The organism is Thermococcus chitonophagus (genome assembly GCF_002214605.1).
Taxonomy (GTDB): domain Archaea; phylum Methanobacteriota_B; class Thermococci; order Thermococcales; family Thermococcaceae; genus Pyrococcus; species Pyrococcus chitonophagus.
Genome location: NZ_CP015193.1, coordinates 1,363,138 through 1,387,374, shown reverse-complemented (window position 1 = coordinate 1,387,374; position 24,237 = coordinate 1,363,138). Strand labels below are relative to the sequence as shown.

Genomic DNA, 24,237 nt, shown 5'->3' with positions numbered 1-24,237 from the left:
TCACCTCCTTTTAACTGCCATCAGCATTATATGGTCTGATGCATCCTCCGCTCTATCCGCAATGTCCCCGATCTTGGTGACCACTTGATTCCAGATAAGCTTTGCGTATGTTGAAATATTTTGGCATGAGAAAATTCTCCTCAAAACAGCATATTCCACTTTATCAGCGCTTTCTTCTTGTACTTCTGTTTCTTTTGCAAGTCTTAATGCTTCATCTACGTCACTTTCTAGTGCGAGAACTGAAAGCTTTAAGTATTCAAAGGTCTTTAGGGATTCCTCTACCAGTTTTACTAGCTCATCCTTTAGATCCTCTGGAACATTTGGTCTGGCGAAAATTAGAGTATGGGCAGCACTTTCTGCAGCATCAGCAATATTGTCCACTAGCTCACTTAGCCTTATATAGTCTCCCCTATTAGCCGGGATAAAGGCTCCTGCATACAGCATTAGCTCTATTTCTCTTCTTAGATCGTCTGCCTTTCCCTCATTCTTTTCAACTTTTTTGAGGATTTCTTCGGACTTCTCAATGTTTCCATTAATGTACTCTTCGAACATCTCTCTAAAGCTTTTTAAGGTATCTTCAACGGCCTCAAGGTGCTTTCTAATTTTTGTAAATACATCACTTTCTTTTTCTCCAAACATTCCCTTTCAGCTCCTCTTTAGCTTTTACGAGGGCCCATAACAATGTATTCATAGGAGCATCTAAATTAACAGCTTTAGCGTACTCTACTATCTTACCATTAATATAATCAATTTCTGTTTGCTTTCCCCTCCATATATCTTGTAGCATTGAGTTGTAGTTTTCTTTTGTCTGTTCTAACGTTTGAAAGAGCAACTCCATGGGAGGTACCTCAAACTCAATCCCGTTCTGTAATGCTATTTTACAGCCCTCTTTTACGACTTCCATAGCTATCGACAAGAGGTAGTCATTAGTCATAATTATTTCATTTTTTATTTCTAAAATTGTCCCTATAGTGTTTATTGCGGAGTTAACTATGGCCTTTGACCATATCCATCCCTGAACGTTCTCAGTGACATGAGTTTCGAGTCCTGCCCTCTCCAAAGTATTGGCCACTTCTTCTACAAACGGATCGTGACCCTGGGGATATAGTCCAATAACTGTTACTCCCTTTCCCCTCCACTCAATGATTCCCGGCTCGCTCATGACAACCCCATTTGTCGTTATTCCTCCTATTGCTCTACCTCCAAACTTAATTATTCTTTCTTCGTTCCCAATACCGTTTTGAATACTCAAAACCCACGTTCCCTTCACGATCTCACCCGCGGACTTAAGGGCCTCTTCAGTTGAATATGCCTTCGTTGAAAGTATAATAAGATCGGGCCTGTCTCTTGGCACCGAGGTCATTGCCTCAACGTGAACAGTCGTGTCGACTATGCCTCTAATAATCAATCCTTTTTTCTTTATTGCACCTACATGTGGCTCTCTTCCAATAAGTATAACATCCTCTCCAGCCTCTGCCAAAAGACCACCAAAGAGCGATCCTATAGCTCCTGCCCCGAGCACGTATATCTTCAACTTCAACCCCAAAGTTAAGTTTAGGGGGGATGAGGTTTAAAAGGTGCACCACCAACATACCATGGTCATGAAGGAGGCAAAATACTGGGAACCCCTGGGGGATGGGAGAGTTAGGTGCAAACTTTGCCCCCTAAATTGCATAATTAGTGAGGGAAAGAGAGGCTCATGTAAGGTTAGGGTGAATATTGGGGGGAGACTATACACTCTGAATTATGGTAAAGTCTCATCCATAGCTCTCGATCCAATAGAGAAGAAGCCCCTATTCCACTTCTGGCCAGGATCATGCGCATTTTCTATAGGAACCGTAGGGTGTAACATGCACTGTAAGCACTGCCAGAACTGGGAAATTAGTCAGGCCGATGAAACTTTTCCCTACTTGCAAGATGCTACCCCCGAGGCAATCGTTAAACTTGCAAAACACTATGAGTGCGAGAGCATAGCCTACACTTACAACGAGCCAACTATATGGTACGAATTCGTCCTCGATACCGCGAAGCTCGCCAAGAGGGAAGGCCTATATAATGTATTAGTAACCAACGGCTACATCAACGAGGAACCCTTCAGGGAGCTTGCCCCCTACATAGATGCCATGAACATAGACATAAAGGCCTTCAATGACGAGTTCTACATGAAGATAGCTAGCGTGCCCAGCGGAGAACCCAGCAGAAGGACAGCTGAAATTGCTAAGAAAGAATTCGGAATACACGTTGAGCTTACTTACCTCATAATTCCCACATTAAACGACAGGGAGGAGGAAATTAGGGCTTTCGTCAGATGGGTCGTTAGTAGCCTAGGTAATGATACTCCAGTTCACTTCTCTAGGTTCTTCCCTCACTACAAACTTCTCAACCTACCTCCAACTCCGATCGAAACTTTGGAAAAAGCTTATAAGATAGCTAAAGAGGAAGGGTTGAAGTTTGTGTACCTAGGAAATGTGCCCGGACACAAGGGCGAGAACACCTACTGTCCAAGGTGTGGAAGATTGCTGATAGAAAGGTGGGGTTTCGAGATCCTACGGTATGAGATACAGGATGGGAGATGCAAATACTGTGGAGAAAGGATTCCTGTAGTGGGATATTATAAAAGGAAGAAATATAGAGGAATGTGGTGGTAATATGGTTGAATTAACATGCATTTTTTATATTGAGGCTTTGGGAAACGATAAGAAAGCCGTAGAAACTGCGATTTCTGAAATTGAAGAAAAGCTAAAACAGGAGAAAATTAAGGTATTGTCGATTAAAAAGGAAGATGTAATAGAGACCGAAGATCCTAAGTTTAAGTATTCGGCCGTTCTTGAAGCCAAGATTCATGGTCATCTTGCTGACATAGTTGATGTTATCCTGAAGTACGGACCGAGTATTGTTGAGCTTGAGGATCTCAAGGGGGAAGAGATAGAGGCGGAAAAGCTTGTAGAAATTCTAGCTAGGGTATCAGCCGTTATGGGCAAGCTTATGGAAAATTTTGGAACTCTTGCCGCTTATCCTGATTTAAGTACAGTTCCGGAACCAAAGGTTGGTTATAGCGAAGAAGAGATTGAAAAGCTGATAATTGATAGTGGGTTTATTAGGTATAGGTTCGTTATAGAGGCATTTGGAAGTGATAAGAAAGAAGTTGAGAGGAACATGAAGAAGGCCCTCTCATTGGAAGGTGTATATATTAACAAATTTGCGTCCAAATTAGTGGAGGAGAGGGAATACAAGGGTAACAGGAGAGTAAAGCTGCTAATAGCCTTTGAGCTACTTTCAAGCCTAGAGTCTCTCTTTATATTAACAGCGAAATACGCTCCAATTGGCATTGTTATTGTTGAACCCGAGTTGATTGAGATAACCCCAAATGAGCTACAAAATTCCTTATCAGAATTAGCCACAATGGTCAATGAATTAATCCATAGGCCCTTCTTGGCAATTGATAAGTAGATATTATCGGCAAACACCGAAATGGCTGTAGACATGGAAAGAAGCTCCTATTATTTATTACGGCAATTAGCGAGCTTTTTTAATCATAAGAAAGGGTCTGGAACCGAAAAGTATTTATACCTTACATGGACAGGATTTAAGTGAGCCCACTTAGGGCAGATACTACAACTTTAGGAGGTGTTGGGAAATGAAGGTTAAGAAGATCGCGGCACTTGCGGTTGGTGCCGCAGTAGCTGGTGCAACCCTTGGCTTTGCATCAGCTCAGCCTCAGGTTCCCGAGATTCCAAAGGAGTTCTTCGTTAAGGACGGTCAGCCAAACGTTAAGATCGTCGTTGGTAGCGAAGGAGCTGCCATGGATGTTGTGAGCGCCGCTGACATTGCGGCTGCTATCGGAAGCTTACTCTACACAGAGAAGGATGTAAAGGTTGAGGACGTTAGCGTTGTTGTTAAGAAGGACATCACTGAGCCAGTTGCTAAGATCCCCGTCTTCGACAACTACGGTGCAAGCCAGCCTGCAATGGAAGCTGATGCAAATCCAAAGACTGTAGATGCTTGGTGGAACGGTTCATATGACAGCAATGGTAACCCATACTTCAACGTTAACTATACTACCTCAGCTTGGGACGGTGGTACCTACACCACCCCAGTTAGCATAAAGCTTAGCGACATTGGTGCTCTCGGAGGCTATGACCTTGATGCAAACCTCACACTCACAAACATCACACTAGATAATCTTGCTTCCTCTGACATTGACCAGGTTGATGAGTTCAAGGACTTCAAGGTCAACATAACAAGTGTCGTTGCAAACGTTTCATTAGTAATCTACAACTACACCCTCCAGGGTTCACCCGAGACAGACCCAATAACCAAGGAGACCACAACACCAACTGACAATCTTATAACCAACCTGTACCTTACTGATGCAACCCTAGGAAAGTACTACTCAGACTACAGCGGTTATACGATTACTGGAAGGGAAATTATCAAGAACGGTACATACGCTGGTGACACTCTCAAGCTGTTTGGACAGACATTCTCAATCCTAGCAGTTGGAAAGAACCTTATTACCAACCAGAGCTGTGGTAACTGTTTCACCTACGGTACCGAGTATGAAGAGAAGTTCTATGAGAGGGGAGACACTGAGAGCTTTGACGGATATAAGGTCACAATCCTCGACATTGACACTCAGAGAGAGAAGGCATTAGTCAAGATAACGAGCCCAAGCGGTGAAGAGATAACTGACACTCTCTACAAGGATGAGCCGAAGGTATTCTTCGACGGAGGAATTAGAATTGTGCTCCTTGACACCTTCGTAGGTGTCGCTGGAACTCAGTCAGTGAAGATCAAGGTATGGACTAACCTTAAGGTCCTTGAGAGCGGAGATGACATGCCTGGTCTCACCGGATGGAAGGCAGTGTTCAACGTTACTGATACTGCTGATGGACCTGCAATCAAGTGGTTTGCACTTGAGAACGAGGATGTCCTTTCAGGTGACACAGTCAAGCTCTTTGACCAGTATGTAGTTGACTACAAGGCAGATATCAAGAAGAAGGAGGCTAGCGATGGAACTGAGTATGCAACTCTAACTGCATACGTGTACGTCGAGCCTGCAGAGAAGCAGTATGACGTTGCAGAAGTTTCAAAAGGCGATGAGATTGATGACACTGGCTACGTAGTTGATAGCGTCGATGTCAAGCTCAGCCCAGAGGAGACCTACATACCAAGCAAGCTTACTGAGCCAATAACAGTCCTTGACACTGAGATCATGGAGCAGGGTCTCGAAAACGTCAAGAGCAACCTCATCCTTGTCGGTGGTCCAGTCGTCAACAAGGTAACTGCTGCCCTTGCAGATGCCCTTGGAGTCCCAGAGACCTACGAGGAGTGGGCAGCCAACGAGACACTTAAGGAGGGTGTTGTCATCTACAAGCCAGAGTGTAGCAAGATCGGTGGCTACGGTGTTGTCCTAGTTGCCGGTGCTGACAGGGAAGGAACCAGGGCTGCCGCAGAGGCACTACTCAAGTACATCTCAGAAGAGCTCTGATTTCCTTCATCCCTTTTCTAAATTATTATTGGAGGTTCAGAGTTGAAAAAAAGTATTCTGGCTGTTCTTGTGTTGCTAGTTATCTTTAGCGGTGCATTAGGATATCTCCTGTATGGGTATGCAAAATTTGACAGTACGATAAATCCAAAAAAACAAGTACCAGTGGGCAAGTATGTTGTTATTCAACTTCCTCCTCTAAAGGATGTTGGCCCGAAATTTCTTGTATTGACTCTACCTGAGTATGTCAATTTAACGGTAAAAGGATGGAAGCCTCCTGCTGGATCAAAAGGTTATTTGATATCAATTAAAGGTTATATTACTGGAGTTCCTGAAGTGGATCTAAATATGACAATGCTAGCGAAGTATGATAAATTCACGATAGTTGTTGGATCTCCTGAAGTTAGGGTATGCTCTTCAGATCCCAATTTATTTACTGGAAGCTGTGAAGAGAGGACACTCGCAGTTTCTGAGATTACTGTGGTAACATCTATGCTCTTTAAGAGGTATTACTATTGGGAAGCCCTGAAAAAAGGTTTAGATAATGAATCCGCCAAAAAGTATGCTTTTGAGCAGACTATGAAAAGAAAAAGCATCCGTTATCTAAGCTTCCTTACGAAGGCTGAAATAGGCCTTGGAATGGTTGGCAATAAGGATAACCTCTGCGTTGTTCTTATGGGTCCCGCTGAGGGTGCCGATTCTAATGAAATTCTTATTATAAGGCCTGGTTTAATAATTTTGAAGGGCAAAACGGATGCCGCGCTTAGAGCTGAAGTTGTTCTGATTGAGAGACTCCTCAATATAACAATGCCATCGTGAGGATTCTCGGGAAAGCTTAAAAGCTAATCCCTAATAGCCGGATAGGGGAGCTGTCATGAAGGTAGAAAGAGGAGATGTTATAAGGCTACACTATACTGGCAAGGTTAAGGAGACCGGAGAAATTTTTGACACAACTTATGAGGACATTGCTAAAGAGGCCGGAATTTACAACCCCAAAGGGATCTATGGACCGGTTCCAATTGCTGTTGGTGCTGGTCATGTGATATCAGGACTCGACAAGAGGCTTGTTGGGCTTGAGGTGGGGAAGAAGTACACGATAGAAGTCCCACCTGAGGAGGGGTTTGGTCTAAGGGATCCCAAACTAATCAAAGTATTTACACTTGGCCAATTCAGAAGGCAAGGCATAGTTCCGTTCCCAGGCTTGGAGGTGGAGGTAACTACTGAAGATGGAAGAAAACTAAAGGGTAGGGTGTTAACTGTAAGTGGTGGAAGGGTTAGAGTAGACTTTAACCACCCCCTAGCAGGAAAGACACTTGTTTACGAGGTTGAGATAGTTGAAAAGATAGAGGATCCAATAGAGAAAATTAAGGCTCTGATAGAACTTAGGCTACCCATGGTTGACAAAGATAATGTCATGATTGAAGTTGGGGAGAAAGATGTAAAGATAGACTTCACGAAGGTTAATATTGATCCAAAGACCCTTATCTTGGGGGAAATTTTGCTTGAAAGCGATATAAAGTTCATAGGATATGAGAAAGTCGAGTTCAAGCCTACTGTAGAGGAGCTTCTTAAGCCCAAAGAGCAGACTAGTGAGGAAAATATTGAAGAATCTCCTAAAGAAGAGAACGAGAATGTTGAAAATACCAGCTCAAGTGACCATGAAGAGTGACTTTTGTTATTTCCCCTACTATTTTTATCGTAACTCTCTTAAACATGACACCTTTGATGTTTAATCATGACGAGACTTGAGAGACTGCTCCAGGATCTTGCCTTGAGACTTCCTGAAAGGGAGATAAGAAAGGCTGGAGAGGTTATATTGGCATTTAGGGAGTTATCAACAGTTCCTGTTTCTCCACTCTATCCGAGGAACTTTCATCCCCTGCTAAGATTGAGGAAAAGACTTGGTGGTATTGATAAAGAAGTTCTTGTCTCTCCAATAGATCTCTCAATTATTACGAATGCAAACATGCCAGCGTGGAAGAGAATATTCGACTTTCACTTGGATACTGACTTCGTTGAGAGAACATCTATTAGAGGTGTTGAGTGCCTTTTAGTTGGAAATAAAGCAAATTTAAGAAGGGTGTACTCTCTTCTATCAAATTTAATTCCTGCAATGAGGGAGCCTCCAAGGAAGATTTATTCCCTTGGGGATGAAGTGTATTTAAAATTTGAAGGGGATAGGTTCGTTAAGCTGAAGATGATTGGTTCAACTCTTGAGCTAGAACCTTATAACATTCCATTATCTCAGCTTTCTCGGATATTTGGAAGGGCAACCTTTATCTTAGACTCGCTATTCCATGCTAAAAATGCTGCCTTCTATAGGTTGCTTTTTGCTGTATCCCTCGATACATTTGGTCATTTCTATGAATTCTTCATGAAACACGTTTATCCAAAACTTCCCCCAGAGCATAGGGAGTTCTTAGAGGAGATGCATGACTATAGAAACTTCCTTCAGCTATTATACTTCAACTTATCTAGGATGAACATCGATAGAGTTGAAGATGAAGTTGGGATTATAATCAGGAGAAGGTCTAGGCCTGAGAGGCCCCTTGAGCTGGGGATATTGTTTAGGGAGGGGAGAGTTGAAGTTTCCGATAGGGTCAGCAGGGCTCAAATAAATCTACTGGTGTGAAAACATGAGGGTGTTCATAATTAAGGCAAACGAAGCTCATACAGACTTTGACTTCAGCTTGAAGGATCTTCCTGGGACAAGCGGGAGGATAGATCTCATATGCAGGTCTTTGAATGCCGCCTTTCACTTATCCCACTCTTTTAGGAAAAATGTTCGAGTGTACGTTACTTTCCTTGGCCCTCCTGATCCACCAAAGACTATAAGATTTGAGGGCTCTAGGATAAAACCTAAGATTCTGAATCCTGACGAGCTTTCAACGGCAAAATTGATAGGGAAAGCTCTTAAAGCCAGTGGAGGGATTAGAGGCCCTTCCCAGGAAGTAGAGGTTTTCCCCGGGGTATTCGTCAGTAGAATGACGTTTGAGGATGTTATAAGGAAGAATACTAGGTTTAATTTGTATGTTCTAGAAGAGGGGGGAGAGGACTTGTTCAGCACGAAGTTCCCCAGAGACAACGTTGCGTTCGTCTTAGGAGATCATATAGGACTGAGTAGAGAGGATTTATCTTTTTTAGAAGGGTTTGCCCAGAGAATTAGCATAGGGCCGAAGGCATACCTAACTTCCCACGTTATATCCTTTGTGAATATTTACCTCGATAGACTTGGGATCCCATAGTCGAAAGTTTTATAAAGATTTAGTGTCATCCAAATTCAGGAGTCTTCTTTCTATTCTGGGACAGCTACATCAAGGGGTGTTGCACTTGACTGAGAAGCTTAAAGGTACAACAACCGTGGGCATTGTTTGTAAGGATGGTGTGGTGCTAGCAGCGGACATGAGGGCGAGCTTTGGTAACATGGTGTACGCTAGGAACGTTACGAAGATACACAAGATAGATGAGCACTTAGCGATAGCAGGAGCGGGAAACGTTGGTGACATACTAAACCTAGTAAGGTTGCTGAGGGCTGAGGCTAGATTGTATAGGGCAAATGTTGGTAAACCAATGAGCGTCAAGGCCCTAGCGACATTGCTTGCAAACATACTAAACGGAACCAAATACTTCCCATACTTTGTGTGGTTTTTAGTTGGGGGATATGATGACAAGCCCAGGGTTTTCTCGGTTGACATGGCTGGTGGTGTCACGGAGGATAGGTATGTTGCTGCTGGTAGTGGTATGGAGTTTGCTTATTCAGTTTTAGATTCCGAGTATAGAGATGATATGGGAGTAAAAGAGGGTGTTAAGTTGGCTGTTAAGGCAATAAACTCAGCTATAAAGAGAGATGTTTTCTCTGGGGACGGAATACTCGTGGTCACGATAACCAAAGAAGGCTACAAGGAGCTCTCAAATTCAGAGCTCAAGGCTTTTCTAAGGCAGTGAGGGGGTGGTATTTTGATCAAGAGGGAAACCCAAGTTGATCAGATACTCAAGGATATTAGGGCAATAGTGAATCAAATGGTTCCCAGGGAAGCCAAGATTACCGAGATAGAATTTGAAGGTCCTGAACTAGTTATTTACGTTAAAAACCCTGAAGCAATAATGAAAAATGGCGAGCTTATTAAGGATTTAGCTAAGGTTCTTAAGAAAAGAATAAGCATAAGGCCCGATCCTGACGTGTTGCTTCCTCCTGAAGAAGCTGAGAAAATGATATATGAGATTGTCCCTAAGGAGGCTGAGATAACTAACATCTCTTTCGATCCCTCCGTTGGGGAGGTTCTTATTGAGGCGAAGAAGCCCGGTCTGGTTATAGGAAAAAACGGCGAGACCCTTAGAATGATAACCCAAAAGGTTAGGTGGGCTCCTAGGGTTGTTAGAACGCCTCCCCTCCAAAGTCAGACTATATATTCCATAAGGCAGATCCTTCAGACCGAGAGCAAAGACAGGAGGAAGTTCCTAAGACAGGTTGGGAGGAACATTTACAGGAAGCCCGAGTATAAGAGCAGATGGATTAGAATTACCGGCCTTGGTGGGTTTAGGGAAGTTGGTAGGAGTGCTCTCTTGGTTCAAACTGATGAGAGTTTTGTTCTCGTAGACTTTGGTGTTAACGTTGCTACTATGAATGACCCCTACAAGGCATTCCCCCACTTCGACGCTCCAGAGTTCCAATACGTCCTTAAAGAGGGTCTCCTAGATGCGATAATAATAACTCACGCTCACCTTGATCACAGCGGAATGCTCCCTTATTTGTTTAGGTATAATCTGTTCGATGGGCCGATATACACAACTCCTCCAACTAGAGACTTGATGGTTCTCCTTCAGAAAGACTTCATTGAGATACAGCAGAGTAACGGCCAAGAACCTCTTTACAGAACTAGGGATATCAAAGAAGTCATTAAGCATACTATAACATTAGATTATGGAGAGGTTAGAGATATCTCCCCAGATATCAGGTTGACGCTTCACAACGCTGGTCATATTCTTGGTTCTGCAATAGTTCATCTTCACATAGGAAACGGCCTTCATAATATAGCAGTTACAGGAGACTTTAAGTTCATACCCACTAGGCTCCTGGAGCCGGCAAATGCAAAATTCCCTAGGCTTGAAACCCTAATTATGGAGTCAACGTATGGTGGAAGCAATGACATTCAGATGCCAAGAGAAGAGGCTGAGAAAAGGCTTATAGAGGTTATCCATCAAACAATAAAGAGAGGAGGAAAAGTATTAATTCCAGCAATGGCCGTGGGAAGGGCCCAGGAAGTTATGATGGTTCTCGAGGAGTACGCAAGGATAGGTGGAATTGATGTTCCAATTTACTTAGATGGCATGATCTGGGAGGCTACTGCCATTCACACTGCTTATCCAGAGTACCTAAGCAGGAGGCTCAGAGAGCAGATATTCAAGGAGGGCTACAATCCGTTCCTAAGCGAGATCTTCCATCCGGTAGCTAATTCCAGGGAGAGGCAAGACATAATAGACAGCAAGGAGCCCGCTATAATAATAGCCTCTTCGGGTATGCTGGTTGGAGGGCCAAGCGTTGAGTGCTTCAAGCAACTGGCCCCAGATCCTAAGAATGCCATAATCTTTGTGAGCTACCAGGCTGAGGGAACGTTGGGTAGACAGGTTCAAAATGGAGCAAGGGAAATACCCATGATAGGTGAGGAAGGCAGAACTGAGGTCATAAAGGTGAACATGGAGGTTCACACGATAGATGGCTTTTCAGGTCATGCCGATAGGAGAGAGTTAATGAACTATGTTGCAAAGGTCAGACCAAGGCCAGAGAGAGTCATAACTGTACACGGAGAGCCACAGAAGTGTCTAGATCTTGCGACAAGCATACACAAGAAGTTCGGCCTCTCTACGAGGGCTCCAAACAATCTTGACACTATAAGGCTGAGGTGACCGTATGAAGTGCCCAAGATGTGGAAGGGAATATGTAGAGGTAATCCCTCCTTTTTGCATTTGTGGGCAGGAACTAGAAATAACCTATGACTACTCTTCGGTTGACGTGAGAAAGTGGCGAAGGAGAATCCCTGGAGTTTGGAGATACAAGGAGCTTTTACCTCCTGTAAAAAGGATTATCTCCCTTAGGGAGGGAGGAACTCCTCTTATAAAGGCTAGGATAAGTGAAAAGTTGGGTATTGATGTGTACATAAAAGATGAAACGAGAAATCCAACTGGCTCTTTCAGAGACAGGCTTGCAACGGTTGCAGTATCTTATGGTCTTCCCTACACTACCAATGGATTTATTATAGCTAGTGATGGAAATGCTGCAGCTTCTGTTGCTGCATATTCTGCAAGGGCTGAAAAGGAAGCCTTCGTTGTAGTTCCCAAAAAGGTGGATAAGGGGAAGCTCATACAGATGATTGCGTTTGGAGCGAGGATAATTAGGTATGGGGAGAGTGTTGATGATGCAATTGAATACGCAAGGGAGCTTGCCAGGCTTAATGGCCTCTACAACGTAACTCCTGAAGATAACATCGTAGGTCTCGAAGGACAGAAGACGATAGCGTATGAATTGTGGGAAGAGATGACTCCTACCCACGTTATTGTTCCTACGGGTAGTGGAAGTTACTTATACTCAATTTATAAGGGGTTCAAGGAGTTATCTAAAATCGGTGTCCTTAGGGAGATGCCTCGTCTTATTGCCGTTCAAGTTGAAAAGTGCAATCCAATAGCTGCTGAAATCCTAGGAGTTGAAAAGAGTTGCAAGGAGATTAAAGCCCTGGGTCTCTACGTTAGAAATCCAATAATGAAATCTCGGGCAATAGAGGCAATAAAGGAGAGCAATGGGACAGCAGTTATCGTCAGTGAGGAAGATATAGACTTAGGAGAGAAGTTGCTGGCTAATGAAGGCATCTTTGCTGAACTTTCGTCGGCGGTTGTCATGCCCGCCCTTTTAAAGTTAGTTGAGGAGGGTTTCATTGAGAAAGGGGATAAGCCCGTTCTTGTTGTCACTGGATCAGGATTAAAAACTGGAGGAGGCGGGAGGGAGAAGTTCTCAATTGGTGGAACAAAGCTAGACATCCTTAAGGTTCTTAAGGACACTGAAATGTATGCGTACGAAATATGGAAAGCTCTTGGAAAACCCCTTAAGTATCAAGCTGTTCATCAGCATATTAAGGAGCTCCTGGAGTTAGGTCTCATCGAAGAAGCCTATAGGAGGGGGAAGAGGATATATTATAGGCTTACGGAGAAAGGAGCTAGACTCGTTGAAAACTTTGAGAGCTAACCATCGGGCATGTGGCTTTATCGGGTACAATAGGGGGATCCCCTCATAGGGGTGGTAAATTGTAGTGACTTTGCGAACTTTCCTACATCCTAAAGGAAATTTCAGCCTGCAAAGGAGGTGATTAAAAATGAGGATAGTATTTGATATAGGGGGATCAGTTCTAGTCCCGGAGAAGCCAGATGTTTCTTTCATAAAAAAGCTCGCATATGAGCTTATAAAAGTCAGTGAAGATCATGAAGTGGCAATAGTAGTTGGAGGAGGGAGAGTTGCTAGAGAGTATATTGGCGTTGCCTCAGAGTTCGGAGCCAATGAGACATTTAAAGACTATATAGGGATCCAGATAACGAGGGCTAATGCAATGCTTTTGATAGCAGCGTTAAAAGAAAGAGCTTATCCCCAGGTCGTTGAAGATTTCTGGGAGGCCTGGCGTGCAATACAGCTTAAGAAAATACCAGTAATGGGTGGGACACATCCAGGTCATACGACGGATGCAGTATCTGCATTGTTAGCGGAATTTCTGAAAGCAGATCTTTTAGTTGTCGTGACGAACGTTGATGGAGTGTATACAGATGATCCAAAGAAAAATCCAAATGCAAAAAAGATTTCTGTAATGAAAGCCGAGGATTTACTTAAGCTTGTCAGCAGGGGAGTTGAAAAGGCAGGTGCGAGTACTGTCATAGATCAATTGGCTGCAAAAGTCATAGTTAGGGGCGGAATTAAGACTTACGTGATTGGTAAGGAAGATGCTACGAGAATGTTTGAAGTTGTAAAGGGAAACCATAATGGAACAACGATAGAACCTTAATCACGATGAGTGATGTATAATTTTGGTCATAAAATGCTATTTATATTCATTGAACATTAAATATCTAATTCCAGAGATATCACTAAATGTCATGTTTCATTTGTTCATTTGTTCCATATGTTCCCTATTAATCTTTATATTTTTACCAAACTGCCTCAACCTAGACGAAAAGTTTATTAGCCCGATGCACTCTTACATTCATTCGTGAAGCTCTTGAGGTGATGCAGGTATGAATAGGGCCTTGTTGACTATTCTATTGGTTGGAATTCTCGTATTTGGAACGTTTGCTAGTGGATGTATAGGGGGAGGGACTACAACCCAGAGCCCAACACAGACTCAGAGCCCAACGCAAACACCAACACAGACTCAGCCAAAGAAAGTTACCGATGCCATCCTTGAGTTAGGAAAGGTTACAGTAGTTGATACTGGTACTGCGATAGTTGTTGTTGGGCCAAAGGGGGCTGAGCCTTCAGTTTCAATACCAAGTGGAAAGAAGGTTATTAGGGTCACTTATGTTGTTGACGAGAAGAATACCGTCCCAGTTAAGAAGTTAATGGAGGAAGGTCAGGGATTCGGTGCAATTAATCCAGCGTTCTTCAGGGACACTAACGTTGACGCGCTTGTTATTGCCGCAAGAAGGGAAACAAACCCAGAGATAAGAACTGAAATCTTTAAGGCTCTCTACATCCTGGGTAACTACTACGTACCTGAAGTCATCCTCGGACAGAACAGGCAGCTACGTGTCTACTGGAGCTGGGTCAAGGGAAGATACTACCACCCAACCCTCCCAGAGAGGTATGACCTCCTATGGGAAGACAAGAATGCTCCAGTTGTTGATACTGGAATTGGAGACTACAAGAACGATCCTGAGACATATGTTATAGCTACCATTGGATGGCCAGAGAGCTTCGATCCAGCATGGACCTATGAGACCTTTGGATGGGAAATTTGGCATGAGATAGGAGATACCCTAGTTACATACTGGAAGAACGAGACAGAAGAAGTAAGTCCAGACCTTGCAGTTGCTTGGGCCCACAACAAGGATGGTACTGAGTGGTACTTCGTCATCAGAGGAGGAGTTAAAGCTTATGACCCATGGCATGATAAGACTTATCCAATTGACGCAGTCGATGTTGCATTCACCTTCTGGCGTGTTGCAAGACTTGGTCACTCAGTCAGCTGGATGGTCACAACATTCATGGATGTTAACCACTCCATAGCTCTTACCGAAGATGAGTTTGATAAGTACCTACAGGAGCACCCACTCATTGCGGAATACCACGGCAAGACTAAGGAAGTTAAGTCACTTAAGGAGTTACTCGAGTTCTTCGGATACAACGGACCAACAGCTGGAGTGTTCAAGCTAGTATTGCCACACCCATATGCCGCAGTACTTAACATCCTAGCCGATCCGTTCCTTAGTGTTGTTCCAATGGAGTACTTACTTGGTGACAAGTATGAGCAGGCCCTCAAGGACAGCAACTACGGTAAGGATCCAACAGCGTGGGCGAAGTATGTACAGAAGGGTGCAAATGATCCAACTCACCAGCTCATGCACAAGTACCCAGTTGGTACGGGACCATTCTACGTGAAGGACTACCAGGAGAACAGCTACATAGTTCTCGAGTATAATCCATACTACTGGAACGCCACGAAGAACCCAGGACACAAGAGGGTTATTTACATAATCAACAATGACGCTGTCGCTAGAGTTCAGCTACTAACTACTGGAACTGCTGATGTTGCTGCAATACCAACTGACAAGATTGAGGACGTGAAGGGAGTTACTAAGGGCAACTTTAAGATAATAGTGCAGACCCAGCTACTACAGCCAATACTTACATTCATAGTCTTCAACACCCAGAGAGAGCCCTTCAACAACGTGAAGGTTAGGCAGGCCCTAGCATATGCAATACCATACGACCAGATCGCTAAGGTAGTATACAACGGTCTGCTTGAGAGGAACTGGGGACCAATACCCAAGCCATGGCCAGGTTACACTGAGTACGGTATAATCAAGTACACCTACAACATAGCCAAGGCCAAGCAGTTACTGCAAGAGGCTGGTATCGATCCGACCAAGTATAAGATCAAGCTAATCTACAACTCCGGTAACTCCCAGCGTGAAAAGGTTATGACTCTCATCCAGAACGTCTGGAGTCAGCTTGGTTTCCAGGTTACTGTTGAGAGCTATGAGTGGCCAGTCTACCTAGGAAAGACTGAGAAGGGTGACTTCGACGTCTACATCGTCGGTTGGGTCCCAGACTACCTTGACTCCGATAACTGGGTTGGACCATTCCTCTATGGCGCAACGAAGTTCAAGGAAGTCAACATTCAGGTTTCTAGCTGATTCCCTTTGAATATTATTTTTATTTTTCAAGTTTTCAGTTAACATATTTTCAGTGTAGGAAGCTTAGAGACAAAGTTTTATCACCTTTGATGAGCAAATTATTTTTATTTGGATGTTCCTATTCCTAGATGCGAATTTACATGTGATAATGTTCATGGAGGGACAAAAATGGCGAACCTAAAAAAGTTCCTGATAAGAAGAATGCTAACTTTTATACCAACGATAATTGGAGTGACGTTAATAGTGTTCCTAATCGCATATAAAATCCCAGCAGATCCCGTAAAAGCGTGGGCTGGTGGAGAAAAAGCAACTAAGGAGGCTATAGAACTAATAAGGAAGCAATATCACTTAGACAAACCATGGTACGACCAGTACATCTTCCTCATGAAGGGTCTCCTAACAAATACGATAATAGATCCAAGGACATCAAACCCTGTCATGTATGACGTTGGTAAGAGATTCCCTGTAACGTTACAATTGGCTATAATAGCGTTTATATTTATGCTATTAATTGGTATTCCTCTGGGTATAATTTCAGCCCTAAAGAGGAACAGCTGGATAGACACAGCTGTTAGGATATTTGCACTACTCGGAGTTTCGACACCTGCATTCTGGCTAGGATACCTAATGCTATACATATTCTTTGTTAAATATAGGATAACGACAATTGCAGGAGTCCCGCCAATACCAAAGCCAATAACTCATGTGCCAATGATAGATGCTCTCCTGCGTGGGCAGTTTGATCTCTTTAAGCAACACTTAGCAAGATTTTGGCTTCCAGGATTTACCCTTGGATTTCTTGGCATGGGAGTCACAGCTAGATTTGTGAGGAACAGCTTCCTTGAAGCTTTGAGCTCTGACTTTGTCCAGTTCCTGAAAGCAAAAGGAGTACCAAAGATGAGGATATACAAGCATGCTCTCAAGAATGCTCTAGTTCCGATAATAACGGTTCTTGGTCTGCAGTTTGGAGGATTGCTCGGAGGTACTCCAATTACAGAGACGGTATTTGGGCTTCCTGGCATGGGTAGCTATGCCGTGCAGGCGATACAGAACCTTGACTTCCCTGTAGTGGTTGCAATAACCTTCATCTATGCCCTGATATACGTCATAACGAACCTGATTGTTGATATACTGTATGCGATCATAGATCCAAGAGTTAGATACTAAGGGGTGAGTTAGAATGCAAGAGGAATATAAGAAGAGCATACTAGACAAGCTCGCTGATAAATTTGTAATTGCTTTAGGTAAATTCATAAGCTTATTCAAGAAGGGCTGGATGGAAAAGAACAGATCAAAGTTAGAGGAATGGAGATTAATGCTTTACGCCCTCAATAGATCCCCCCCAGCCCTAATAGGCTTGTTCCTTGTAATACTCTTTATATTTGTTGGTATATTTGGTCCATATCTTGCCCCATGGAAGTATAACTTCTTCCCAACGCTCTATACCTCTAACTATAGCCAGGTTTACCTAGTTCCCCCAGGGAGCAAGGCCACATTAGAGTATTACAACAATACCGTGATATACTACCCTCTGGGGTCGGATCATTACGGTAGAGACCTGCTCAGCCTTATTCTGCAAGGTGCTAGAACTAGTTTCGTCATCTCAATAATAGTCATTGCCTTTGGAGTCCCACTGGGAATAATTTTAGGTTTGGTGGCTGGATACTATGGAGGAAAAGTAGATGAGCTGATAATGCGTATAACGGACATGTTCCTTTCATTCCCGGCATTGATACTTGCAATAGCATTTTCCGCTGTGCTACCTGATAGGCTTCAGGCGTTGATTACAAGTCATCCCCTTCTAGAGAAGATAGTACTTGCAATATTTGCCTTAGATAAGAGAGAGGCCGGTAACCTGGGAAGGTTGCTTGCGGTTATAGTTGCAATGATAATCGTATGGTGGCCAGGATATGCTAGAATTACAAGAGGTTCGACACTAACCGAGAGGGAAAAGCTCTACGTTGAAGCCGCTAGGGCTATAGGACTTCCCACGAGAACGATACTCTTCAGACACATTCTCCCCAACATTATCGGTCCAATTCTAGTTTACATAACACTTGACTTCGGTGGAGTAGTGCTAATGGAGGCGGGACTGAGCTTCCTTGGTCTAGGTGCAACACCACCAATAGCGGACTGGGGTAGGATAGTTTACGACGGTGCTCAGTACTTCCCGAGATGCTGGTGGCTGGTGTTCTATCCGGGACTAGTGGTTCTGCTGACGGCCCTGGGATGGAACCTGCTTGGTGATGGATTGAGAGATATTCTCGATCCAAAGACTAGAAGGAGTATAGAGTTCAAGGTCAAGAAGAGCAAGAAGGAGGGTGAGGAAAGTGCCTGAACCCATCCTCCAAGTTAGAAATCTCACCGTTCACTTTTACACTTACGCAGGAATTGTGAAGGCCATAGAAAAGGTGTCCTTTGACGTTTACAAGGGAGAAACCTTCGCATTGGTAGGTGAAACAGGATGTGGAAAGAGTGTTACATCCAGAGCATTAACGCAACTGATCGAGAGCCCGGGAAGAATAGTTGAGGGGCAAGTTCTCTACCATAGAGAAGATGGTAGTGTTGTTGATTTGCTAAAGCTTAGCGAAGAAGAAATAAGGCAGATTAGAGGCAACGAGATTGCTTACATTTTCCAAGATCCACACTCCTCCTTGGATCCCCTCTACACCGTTGGGTACCAGATAGCTGAAGCGATGGAAGTTCACGGAAAGATCAAGAGTATAAAAGAGGGCATCCAGAAGGCTATTCAAATCCTCAAATCAGTCCTGATACCTGATCCAGAGAGGAGAGTAAACAACTATCCGCATGAGCTCTCAGGTGGTATGAAGCAGAGAGTTGTCATTGGAATTGGGGTATCAAACAATCCCAGGATACTGATAGCTGATGAACCAACAACGGCCTTGGATGTGACCGTTCAGGCTCAGATTCTTGAATTGCTGGAGAAGATGAAGAAAGAATACAAGGCCACTATAATACTGATAACTCACAACTTGGGTGTAGTGGCTGAGACAGCAGATAGGGTTGCAGTGATGTACGCTGGAAAGATAGTAGAGATAGGGAGCGTCGATCAGATATTCAAGAACCCATTGCATCCATACACCCAGGGTCTCCTGAAGGCCGTTCCTAATCCAATGACTAAGATAGAGAAGCTTGAGGCTATCCCAGGAACCGTGCCAAACCTAATAACTCCTCCATCGGGATGTAGATTCCATCCGAGATGTCCAAGGGTTATGGATATCTGCAAGCAGAAAGTTCCAGAGTTGAAAGAAATTGAGCCAGGTCACTTTGTTGCTTGTCACTTGTATTGAGGTGATTTAAATGGCCGAGCCTGTACTTAAGGTTGAAAATCTAAAGAAATACTTCCCTGTCAGAGGACTCTTCAGAACCGTCGGATGGGTAAAAGCAGTTGATGGGGTAAGCTTCGAAATAAGAAAGGGTGAGACATTTGGACTAGTAGGAGAAAGTGGTTGTGGAAAGACCACAACCGGAAGGACAATACTCAGGCTAATTGAGCCTACCGATGGTAAGATAATATTCATGGGCAAGGACGTTACAAAGCTAAAAGGTGAGGAGCTTAAGTGGTTCAGAAGGAAGGCTCAGATAATGTTCCAGGATCCCTATTCTTCACTTAATCCAAGGCAGACCGTCTTCCAAATAATCATGGAGCCGGTAAGATTTCATGGAATTCAGGTTGATGATCCGGAAGAATTCGTGATAAAGCTACTGGAAAGTGTTGGTCTTAATGAGATGCACCTCTACCGTTATCCTCATGAATTCTCCGGAGGTCAGAGGCAGAGAATAGCCTTAGCTAGGCTTCTCGCGTTAAAGCCCGAGTTCATAGTGTTGGATGAGCCGACATCAGCATTGGACGTTTCAGTTCAGGCGAACATCCTTAATACCCTGAAGGAACTTCAAGAGAAGCACGGATTCACATACCTGTTTATAAGTCACGACTTGGGTGTAGTTAAGTACATGAGCGACAGGATTGGTGTGATGTACTTGGGCAAGTTAGTTGAAGTAGGTCCCGCCGATAGGATCTTCGAGAATCCATTACACCCCTACACCCAGATGCTCCTCTCGGCTATACCGATACCAGATCCGGATATCGCGAGAGAAATGAAAAAGAAGAGGATGAAGGTTACAGGAGAGCCACCAAGCCCCATTAATCCGCCGGAAGGTTGTAGGTTCCACCCGAGGTGTCCCTACGCTAAAGCAGGACTATGCGATAAAAAGGAGCCCCCAATGGTGGAAGTTGAAAAGGATCACTTTGTGGCCTGTTGGCTTTATGCTAAGGCTTAAATACCTTCTCTTTTTATTCTCCTTGCAATGCGTGGGAGTATAGTTTCAGTGCTCACTTCAGTATTCGACATTATCGTGGCTTTGCTTGAGATAGTTGTAATAGGATTCATCAGTGTAGCGTTGTATAAGACTGTGATCCATCTCCTCTCTGGAAATCTTGAATTGGCACTTGAGAATTTTCTACTCGTTTTAATCTTACTTGAGATGTATGAACTCCTATCTCTCTACTTAAGGGAACATCACGTAAGCATGAGGAGGATTGCAGAACTGGGAATAATGGCTATAGTTAGAAAGATCATGATAGGGAAAATGTATGACTTCAAGGTTCTTATTGGCTTTTCGGCAGTAATATTTGTGCTTGGATGGATATACGTTAATCTAACAAAAGATAATCCAAATGATTAACTTAATAATCCTCGGAATTCAAGATAAGATCAGATGATGAACCTTCCCCTCATCTGAGAGGTGATGAGCACACCGGTAGGCTGAGGTGATATTATGGGTGTTCCCATAGGTGAGCTAATTCCACGAAAGGAAATAGAGCTTGAGAACTTATATGGGAAAAAGGTTGCTATTGATGCCCTTAACGCCATTTACCAGTTCCTGTCCACGATAAGGCAGAGAGATGGTACTCCACTGATGGATTCTAAGGGAAGAATAACCTCTCACCTCAGTGGTCTCTTCTATAGGACGATAAATCTAATGGAAGCAGGAATTAAGCCAGCTTACGTTTTCGATGGAAAGCCTCCGGAGTTCAAAAAGAAGGAGCTAGAGAAGAGAAAGGAGGCTAGGGAAGAGGCAGAAGTTAAATGGAGGGAAGCACTTGCAAAGGGTGATATAGAAGAGGCGAGAAAGTACGCCCAGAGGGCCACTAGGGTTAATGAGATGCTGATTGAGGATGCAAAGAAGCTACTTGAGCTGATGGGCATTCCAGTTGTTCAAGCCCCAAGTGAGGGTGAGGCCCAAGCAGCTTACATGGCATCTAAGGGCCACGTTTACGCTTCTGCAAGCCAGGATTATGACTCACTTCTATTTGGAGCACCCAGGTTAGTTAGGAACCTTACCATAACTGGAAAGAGGAAACTCCCTGGGAAGAACGTTTACGTGGAAGTTAAGCCAGAACTCGTTGTACTTGAGGAAGTTCTCTCCTCGCTAAAGCTTACGAGGGAGAAGCTGATTGAGCTGGCCATTCTCGTTGGCACGGACTATAACCCTGGGGGAATAAAGGGTATAGGACCAAAGAAGGCATTGGAAATAGTTAGGCACTCGAAGGATCCCTTGGCCAAGTTCCAGAAGCAGAGTGAAGTTGACCTATATGCCATCAAAGAGTTCTTCCTCAATCCTCCCGTGACCGACGAATACAAGTTGCAGTGGAAGGAGCCTGATGAGGAAGGGATTCTAAAGTTCCTCTGCGATGAGCATGACTTCAGCGAGGAGAGAGTAAAAAATGGATTAGAGAGGCTTAAAAAGGCAGTTAGGGCAGGAAGACAGTCGACACTGGAGAGCTGGTTTATGAAAAGGTGACCTTGAAGTCTATGGCTATGTTGTACCGCCTGGGAGCATAGTTCCTTATTATCCTTTTATCCAGTATTTCAACGTCAGCGTTGAATTCTCGGGCTACCCTCTTAATAGCCCAAATGTGGTCTTCGAAGGGATCTTTCTCTGGTCCGAATCCATAGTAGTGGATAATTGTTCCATTCTTAGCGCTTGTGAATGCTTCCCTTAAGAAATCTTTGGCAAACCTTGGCAGGTTCATTATTATCCTGTCCGCTTTGACTTTCTTCGCAACTTCTCTGGCATCTCCTAAGATTGGAACGACGTTCCATGTCTTGTTCAGCTTTATATTCTGCTCCATGTATCTTATGGCCCAGGGATTTATATCGCACGCAAAGACAATTTTTGCCTTCTTAGCCAGCAAGATTGAGTAAGGGCCAACGCCCGCGAACATATCGAAAACAACTTCTCTGGCTTTTGTCCTGTTAAATATCCTCATCCTCTCAGTTGCTAGGCGGGGGGAGAAGTAAACCTTAGCAACATCGAGCTTCAGCCTTATCCCGTTCTCCCTGTGGATGGTTTCAGTTCTCTTTTCTCCCGCTATGGGAATAAGCTCTCTGACCCTGTATTCTCCTTCAACATTTCCTCCCTTCATGAATACTGCCTTAACGTTCTTGTGAACCTTTATTATTGCCTCCCCAATTTCTCTCTCATATCCTTTGAGCTCCTCGGGTATCTCTATTATCGCTATGTCCCCTATTATGTCGAACGAGCTTGGAAGGAATTTTTGTAGGGTTTCTGGTATCTTTACTACCTCTCTATAACTGTGTGGTCTTCTCTCTGCTTTTTCAAGCTCAACATCAACAATATCAAATCCCTCAACCTCAGAAGTTACGGGGATGAGAATGTAGTCCCCCTCAACTTTTATCTTGTATCCCCTATCGAGCACGCCACGCTCGAGTAACTTCCTCCTAACTTTCTCTCCCTCAGTCCTGGGAACTTTTACCGCTAGAACCATTCTCCGTCCCACTGAATACTAGGTATCTCTTTATAAGTTCTTTAGCTTCTCGGTAGTCTCCTTCTTCTAATCCAAGCATTTTTCTGAGTCGTGCATTTTCAGCTATCATGCCTGATAGTTGAATTGCTAAGTTCTTATTATCTAAGGCTAGTTGGTAGGCTTTGAATCTAATTGAGGACCATCTACCTTCCAACTCAAAGAGTTCTTTCTCCAGTTTCTCTATCTTTTCGAAATTGTCATTCAAGAATTCGTTTTCAAGTTCTCCATTGCATATAGCTTTTATTACTTCAATTAGTTCAAAATCACTTTTTTCTATCATTTTTAGGGCTTTTTCGGGAACGTCTATAGAAACTTTGTTCCATCTACTTGCTTTGAAGACGACTTTCATTTAGTTGCCTCCTTAACCTCTCGTTCTCTCTATGGAGCTTGAGTCTTAGCTCCATCATTTTCATCTTGTCATTCTCAGCCTGTACATAGAATTTTACAAGTCTTTCATACTCTGTGGAGACTCTGCTTAATCTATTTTCTAAAGCAGATTGTCGTTCTTTAAGAAATTTAAATTTAAGGGAAAGAAGAAGCTCTCTGAGTTTGTCTTCTGATCTGAGTATTTGTTCTATCTTCTCCTTATTGGCTTTTATTAACTCTATATCCTCTTCAGATACCCAAATCTCCATTACAGCCACCTTACAAGTACATCCAAGCTTGCGAGTGCCCTATATGTGTTCTGGAAGTTTGAAATCCCCAGCTCGTAGCTTCTCCTGAATCCCCCGTTCGGATTCTGCAAGGCTTTTATGAACTTAATGTGTCTTCTTATGCATGTGGCCCTCTTTCCAAGCATCTGCAGTCCTCTCAGTGCGTAAAACGTTGGCTCTATGTATGGTGGAAGAGAGTTGGGAACTTCCGTGAAGCCTCCCCAGTCCCCACAAACTTCACAGAGCTCAAAATGTCTAGTGTCGATTTTCTGTCCCAAGAAGTTAAGTGAGTACAATGCCTGATATGTCATCGTTGTCGTCGGGTGCTCCACACCAAAGCCGTCACCCATTTTGTACTGCATTATGAACTCCATAATTCTCTCTTTCATTTCCTGAGATGGTCTGTAGTCTACGGATTCCATGGCCTTGGAAGCCCAGTAAGTTGCCTCAAGTGGTGTTGCCGTTCCGAACTCTTCACTTCCCCCTAATCCAACGGCAAATTTTCCTTCCACTGGATTGTACTTCTTGAACAGTAGCTCTAGCTTCTCTCTAGCCAAATCCTTAGCCCCTAGAATTGCTAGAGCTTCGATGGCCATTGCGACTCCAACGGCTGCTGTCTGCATTTGTGCCGAGTTATAGAGGAACTCTATTGTCTTCTCTTTCTCTGGAACTTCCATTCCAAGTAGAGTGTAAATCTTTACGGCATAATACGTGTCGTTTATGTTTGTATCTGAGAGTTGAGATACGAAACAGTATCCTCCATCATCGTGTCTTCTCTTTTCAACGTATTCGAGCACCTTTTCTAAGTTAATAAACTCCTTCAGCTTCGAGCCCATACTCTCGCCTCCCGTAAA

General features: G+C 43.7%; 24 protein-coding genes. 18 read left to right on the top strand and 6 right to left on the bottom strand.

The window, feature by feature from the left end; all coding sequences use genetic code 11:
• The gene (locus A3L04_RS07815; RefSeq protein ID WP_068578517.1) at nt 1-639 is read right to left on the bottom strand and encodes a TIGR00153 family protein; all 639 of its coding nucleotides are present in this window, start codon (nt 637-639) and stop codon (nt 1-3) included.
• Complete coding sequence (locus tag A3L04_RS07810; RefSeq protein WP_068578515.1) at nt 617-1,534, bottom strand: 2-dehydropantoate 2-reductase; 918 nt, start codon at nt 1,532-1,534, stop codon at nt 617-619. The genes A3L04_RS07815 and A3L04_RS07810 overlap by 23 nt, the downstream gene beginning before the upstream one ends.
• 67 nt (nt 1,535-1,601) lie before the next feature.
• On the opposite strand from A3L04_RS07810, the gene amrS reads away from it, so the two are divergent.
• From amrS to fen, 18 genes are all read left to right on the top strand, one after another.
• Nucleotides 1,602-2,648: an AmmeMemoRadiSam system radical SAM enzyme gene (gene amrS / locus A3L04_RS07805; RefSeq protein WP_068579612.1), complete on the top strand. Its 1,047-nt coding sequence runs from the start codon at nt 1,602-1,604 to the stop codon at nt 2,646-2,648.
• A 1-nt stretch (nt 2,649) separates the two neighbouring features.
• The gene (locus tag A3L04_RS07800) at nt 2,650-3,450 is read left to right on the top strand and encodes a hypothetical protein (protein WP_068578513.1); all 801 of its coding nucleotides are present in this window, start codon (nt 2,650-2,652) and stop codon (nt 3,448-3,450) included.
• 187 nt (nt 3,451-3,637) lie between these two features.
• Entirely contained in the window at nt 3,638-5,491 is a 1,854-nt protein-coding gene (locus A3L04_RS07795; RefSeq protein WP_068578511.1) for an S-layer protein, read from the top strand.
• 42 nt (nt 5,492-5,533) lie between these two features.
• A complete protein-coding gene (locus tag A3L04_RS07790) occupies nt 5,534-6,307 on the top strand; it encodes a hypothetical protein (protein ID WP_068578510.1) in 774 nt (257 codons plus the stop codon).
• Nucleotides 6,308-6,362: 55 nt separating this feature from the next.
• Nucleotides 6,363-7,157 (top strand): FKBP-type peptidyl-prolyl cis-trans isomerase, encoded by a 795-nt coding sequence (locus A3L04_RS07785; RefSeq protein WP_068578508.1) that lies wholly within the window; start codon nt 6,363-6,365, stop codon nt 7,155-7,157.
• A 66-nt stretch (nt 7,158-7,223) separates the two neighbouring features.
• A complete protein-coding gene (locus tag A3L04_RS11480; RefSeq protein WP_068578506.1) occupies nt 7,224-8,120 on the top strand; it encodes a hypothetical protein in 897 nt (298 codons plus the stop codon).
• Between the two features lie 4 nt (nt 8,121-8,124).
• On the top strand, nt 8,125-8,733 hold the full coding sequence (gene trmY, locus A3L04_RS07775; RefSeq protein ID WP_068578504.1) for a tRNA (pseudouridine(54)-N(1))-methyltransferase TrmY: 609 nt from the start codon (nt 8,125-8,127) through the stop codon (nt 8,731-8,733).
• Nucleotides 8,734-8,809: 76 nt separating this feature from the next.
• A complete protein-coding gene (psmB, locus tag A3L04_RS07770; RefSeq protein ID WP_068578502.1) occupies nt 8,810-9,433 on the top strand; it encodes an archaeal proteasome endopeptidase complex subunit beta in 624 nt (207 codons plus the stop codon).
• A 12-nt stretch (nt 9,434-9,445) separates the two neighbouring features.
• Nucleotides 9,446-11,392 carry a beta-CASP ribonuclease aCPSF1 gene (locus tag A3L04_RS07765; RefSeq protein ID WP_088859122.1) on the top strand — a complete coding sequence of 649 codons (1,947 nt, stop codon included), beginning with the start codon at nt 9,446-9,448 and terminating at the stop codon, nt 11,390-11,392.
• 4 nt (nt 11,393-11,396) lie between these two features.
• A complete protein-coding gene (locus A3L04_RS07760) occupies nt 11,397-12,722 on the top strand; it encodes a pyridoxal-phosphate dependent enzyme (protein WP_068578498.1) in 1,326 nt (441 codons plus the stop codon).
• A 127-nt stretch (nt 12,723-12,849) separates the two neighbouring features.
• The gene (gene pyrH / locus A3L04_RS07755; protein WP_068578496.1) at nt 12,850-13,527 is read left to right on the top strand and encodes a UMP kinase; all 678 of its coding nucleotides are present in this window, start codon (nt 12,850-12,852) and stop codon (nt 13,525-13,527) included.
• A gap of 229 nt (nt 13,528-13,756) precedes the next feature.
• On the top strand, nt 13,757-15,877 hold the full coding sequence (locus tag A3L04_RS07750) for an ABC transporter substrate-binding protein (protein WP_068578494.1): 2,121 nt from the start codon (nt 13,757-13,759) through the stop codon (nt 15,875-15,877).
• Nucleotides 15,878-16,045: 168 nt separating this feature from the next.
• Nucleotides 16,046-17,044, top strand: coding sequence for an ABC transporter permease (locus A3L04_RS07745; protein ID WP_068578492.1), 999 nt, complete (start codon nt 16,046-16,048; stop codon nt 17,042-17,044).
• A gap of 13 nt (nt 17,045-17,057) precedes the next feature.
• Nucleotides 17,058-18,215 carry an ABC transporter permease gene (locus tag A3L04_RS07740; protein WP_068578490.1) on the top strand — a complete coding sequence of 386 codons (1,158 nt, stop codon included), beginning with the start codon at nt 17,058-17,060 and terminating at the stop codon, nt 18,213-18,215.
• Nucleotides 18,208-19,188, top strand: a complete 981-nt coding sequence (locus tag A3L04_RS07735; protein ID WP_068578488.1) for an ABC transporter ATP-binding protein — start codon at nt 18,208-18,210, stop codon at nt 19,186-19,188. Before A3L04_RS07740 ends, A3L04_RS07735 begins: the two co-directional genes overlap by 8 nt.
• 10 nt (nt 19,189-19,198) lie before the next feature.
• Entirely contained in the window at nt 19,199-20,179 is a 981-nt protein-coding gene (locus tag A3L04_RS07730; RefSeq protein WP_068578486.1) for an ABC transporter ATP-binding protein, read from the top strand.
• 27 nt (nt 20,180-20,206) lie between these two features.
• A complete protein-coding gene (locus A3L04_RS07725; RefSeq protein WP_068578484.1) occupies nt 20,207-20,584 on the top strand; it encodes a phosphate-starvation-inducible PsiE family protein in 378 nt (125 codons plus the stop codon).
• 93 nt (nt 20,585-20,677) lie between these two features.
• Complete coding sequence (gene fen / locus A3L04_RS07720) at nt 20,678-21,703, top strand: flap endonuclease-1 (protein WP_068578482.1); 1,026 nt, start codon at nt 20,678-20,680, stop codon at nt 21,701-21,703.
• Here fen and trm5b read toward each other — a convergent pair.
• The 4 genes from trm5b to A3L04_RS07700 are packed head-to-tail and all read right to left on the bottom strand — an operon-like array spanning nt 21,690 to nt 24,219.
• Nucleotides 21,690-22,691, bottom strand: coding sequence for a tRNA (guanine(37)-N1)-methyltransferase Trm5b (trm5b, locus tag A3L04_RS07715; RefSeq protein ID WP_068578481.1), 1,002 nt, complete (start codon nt 22,689-22,691; stop codon nt 21,690-21,692). The two genes, fen and trm5b, sit on opposite strands and share 14 nt — an antisense overlap.
• Nucleotides 22,660-23,079: a hypothetical protein gene (locus A3L04_RS07710; protein ID WP_068578479.1), complete on the bottom strand. Its 420-nt coding sequence runs from the start codon at nt 23,077-23,079 to the stop codon at nt 22,660-22,662. Before A3L04_RS07710 ends, trm5b begins: the two co-directional genes overlap by 32 nt.
• A complete protein-coding gene (locus A3L04_RS07705; RefSeq protein WP_084448895.1) occupies nt 23,054-23,365 on the bottom strand; it encodes a hypothetical protein in 312 nt (103 codons plus the stop codon). Before A3L04_RS07705 ends, A3L04_RS07710 begins: the two co-directional genes overlap by 26 nt.
• Nucleotides 23,365-24,219 (bottom strand): prenyltransferase/squalene oxidase repeat-containing protein, encoded by an 855-nt coding sequence (locus tag A3L04_RS07700; RefSeq protein WP_068578475.1) that lies wholly within the window; start codon nt 24,217-24,219, stop codon nt 23,365-23,367. Before A3L04_RS07700 ends, A3L04_RS07705 begins: the two co-directional genes overlap by 1 nt.
• Between the last annotated feature and the right edge of the window lie 18 nt (nt 24,220-24,237).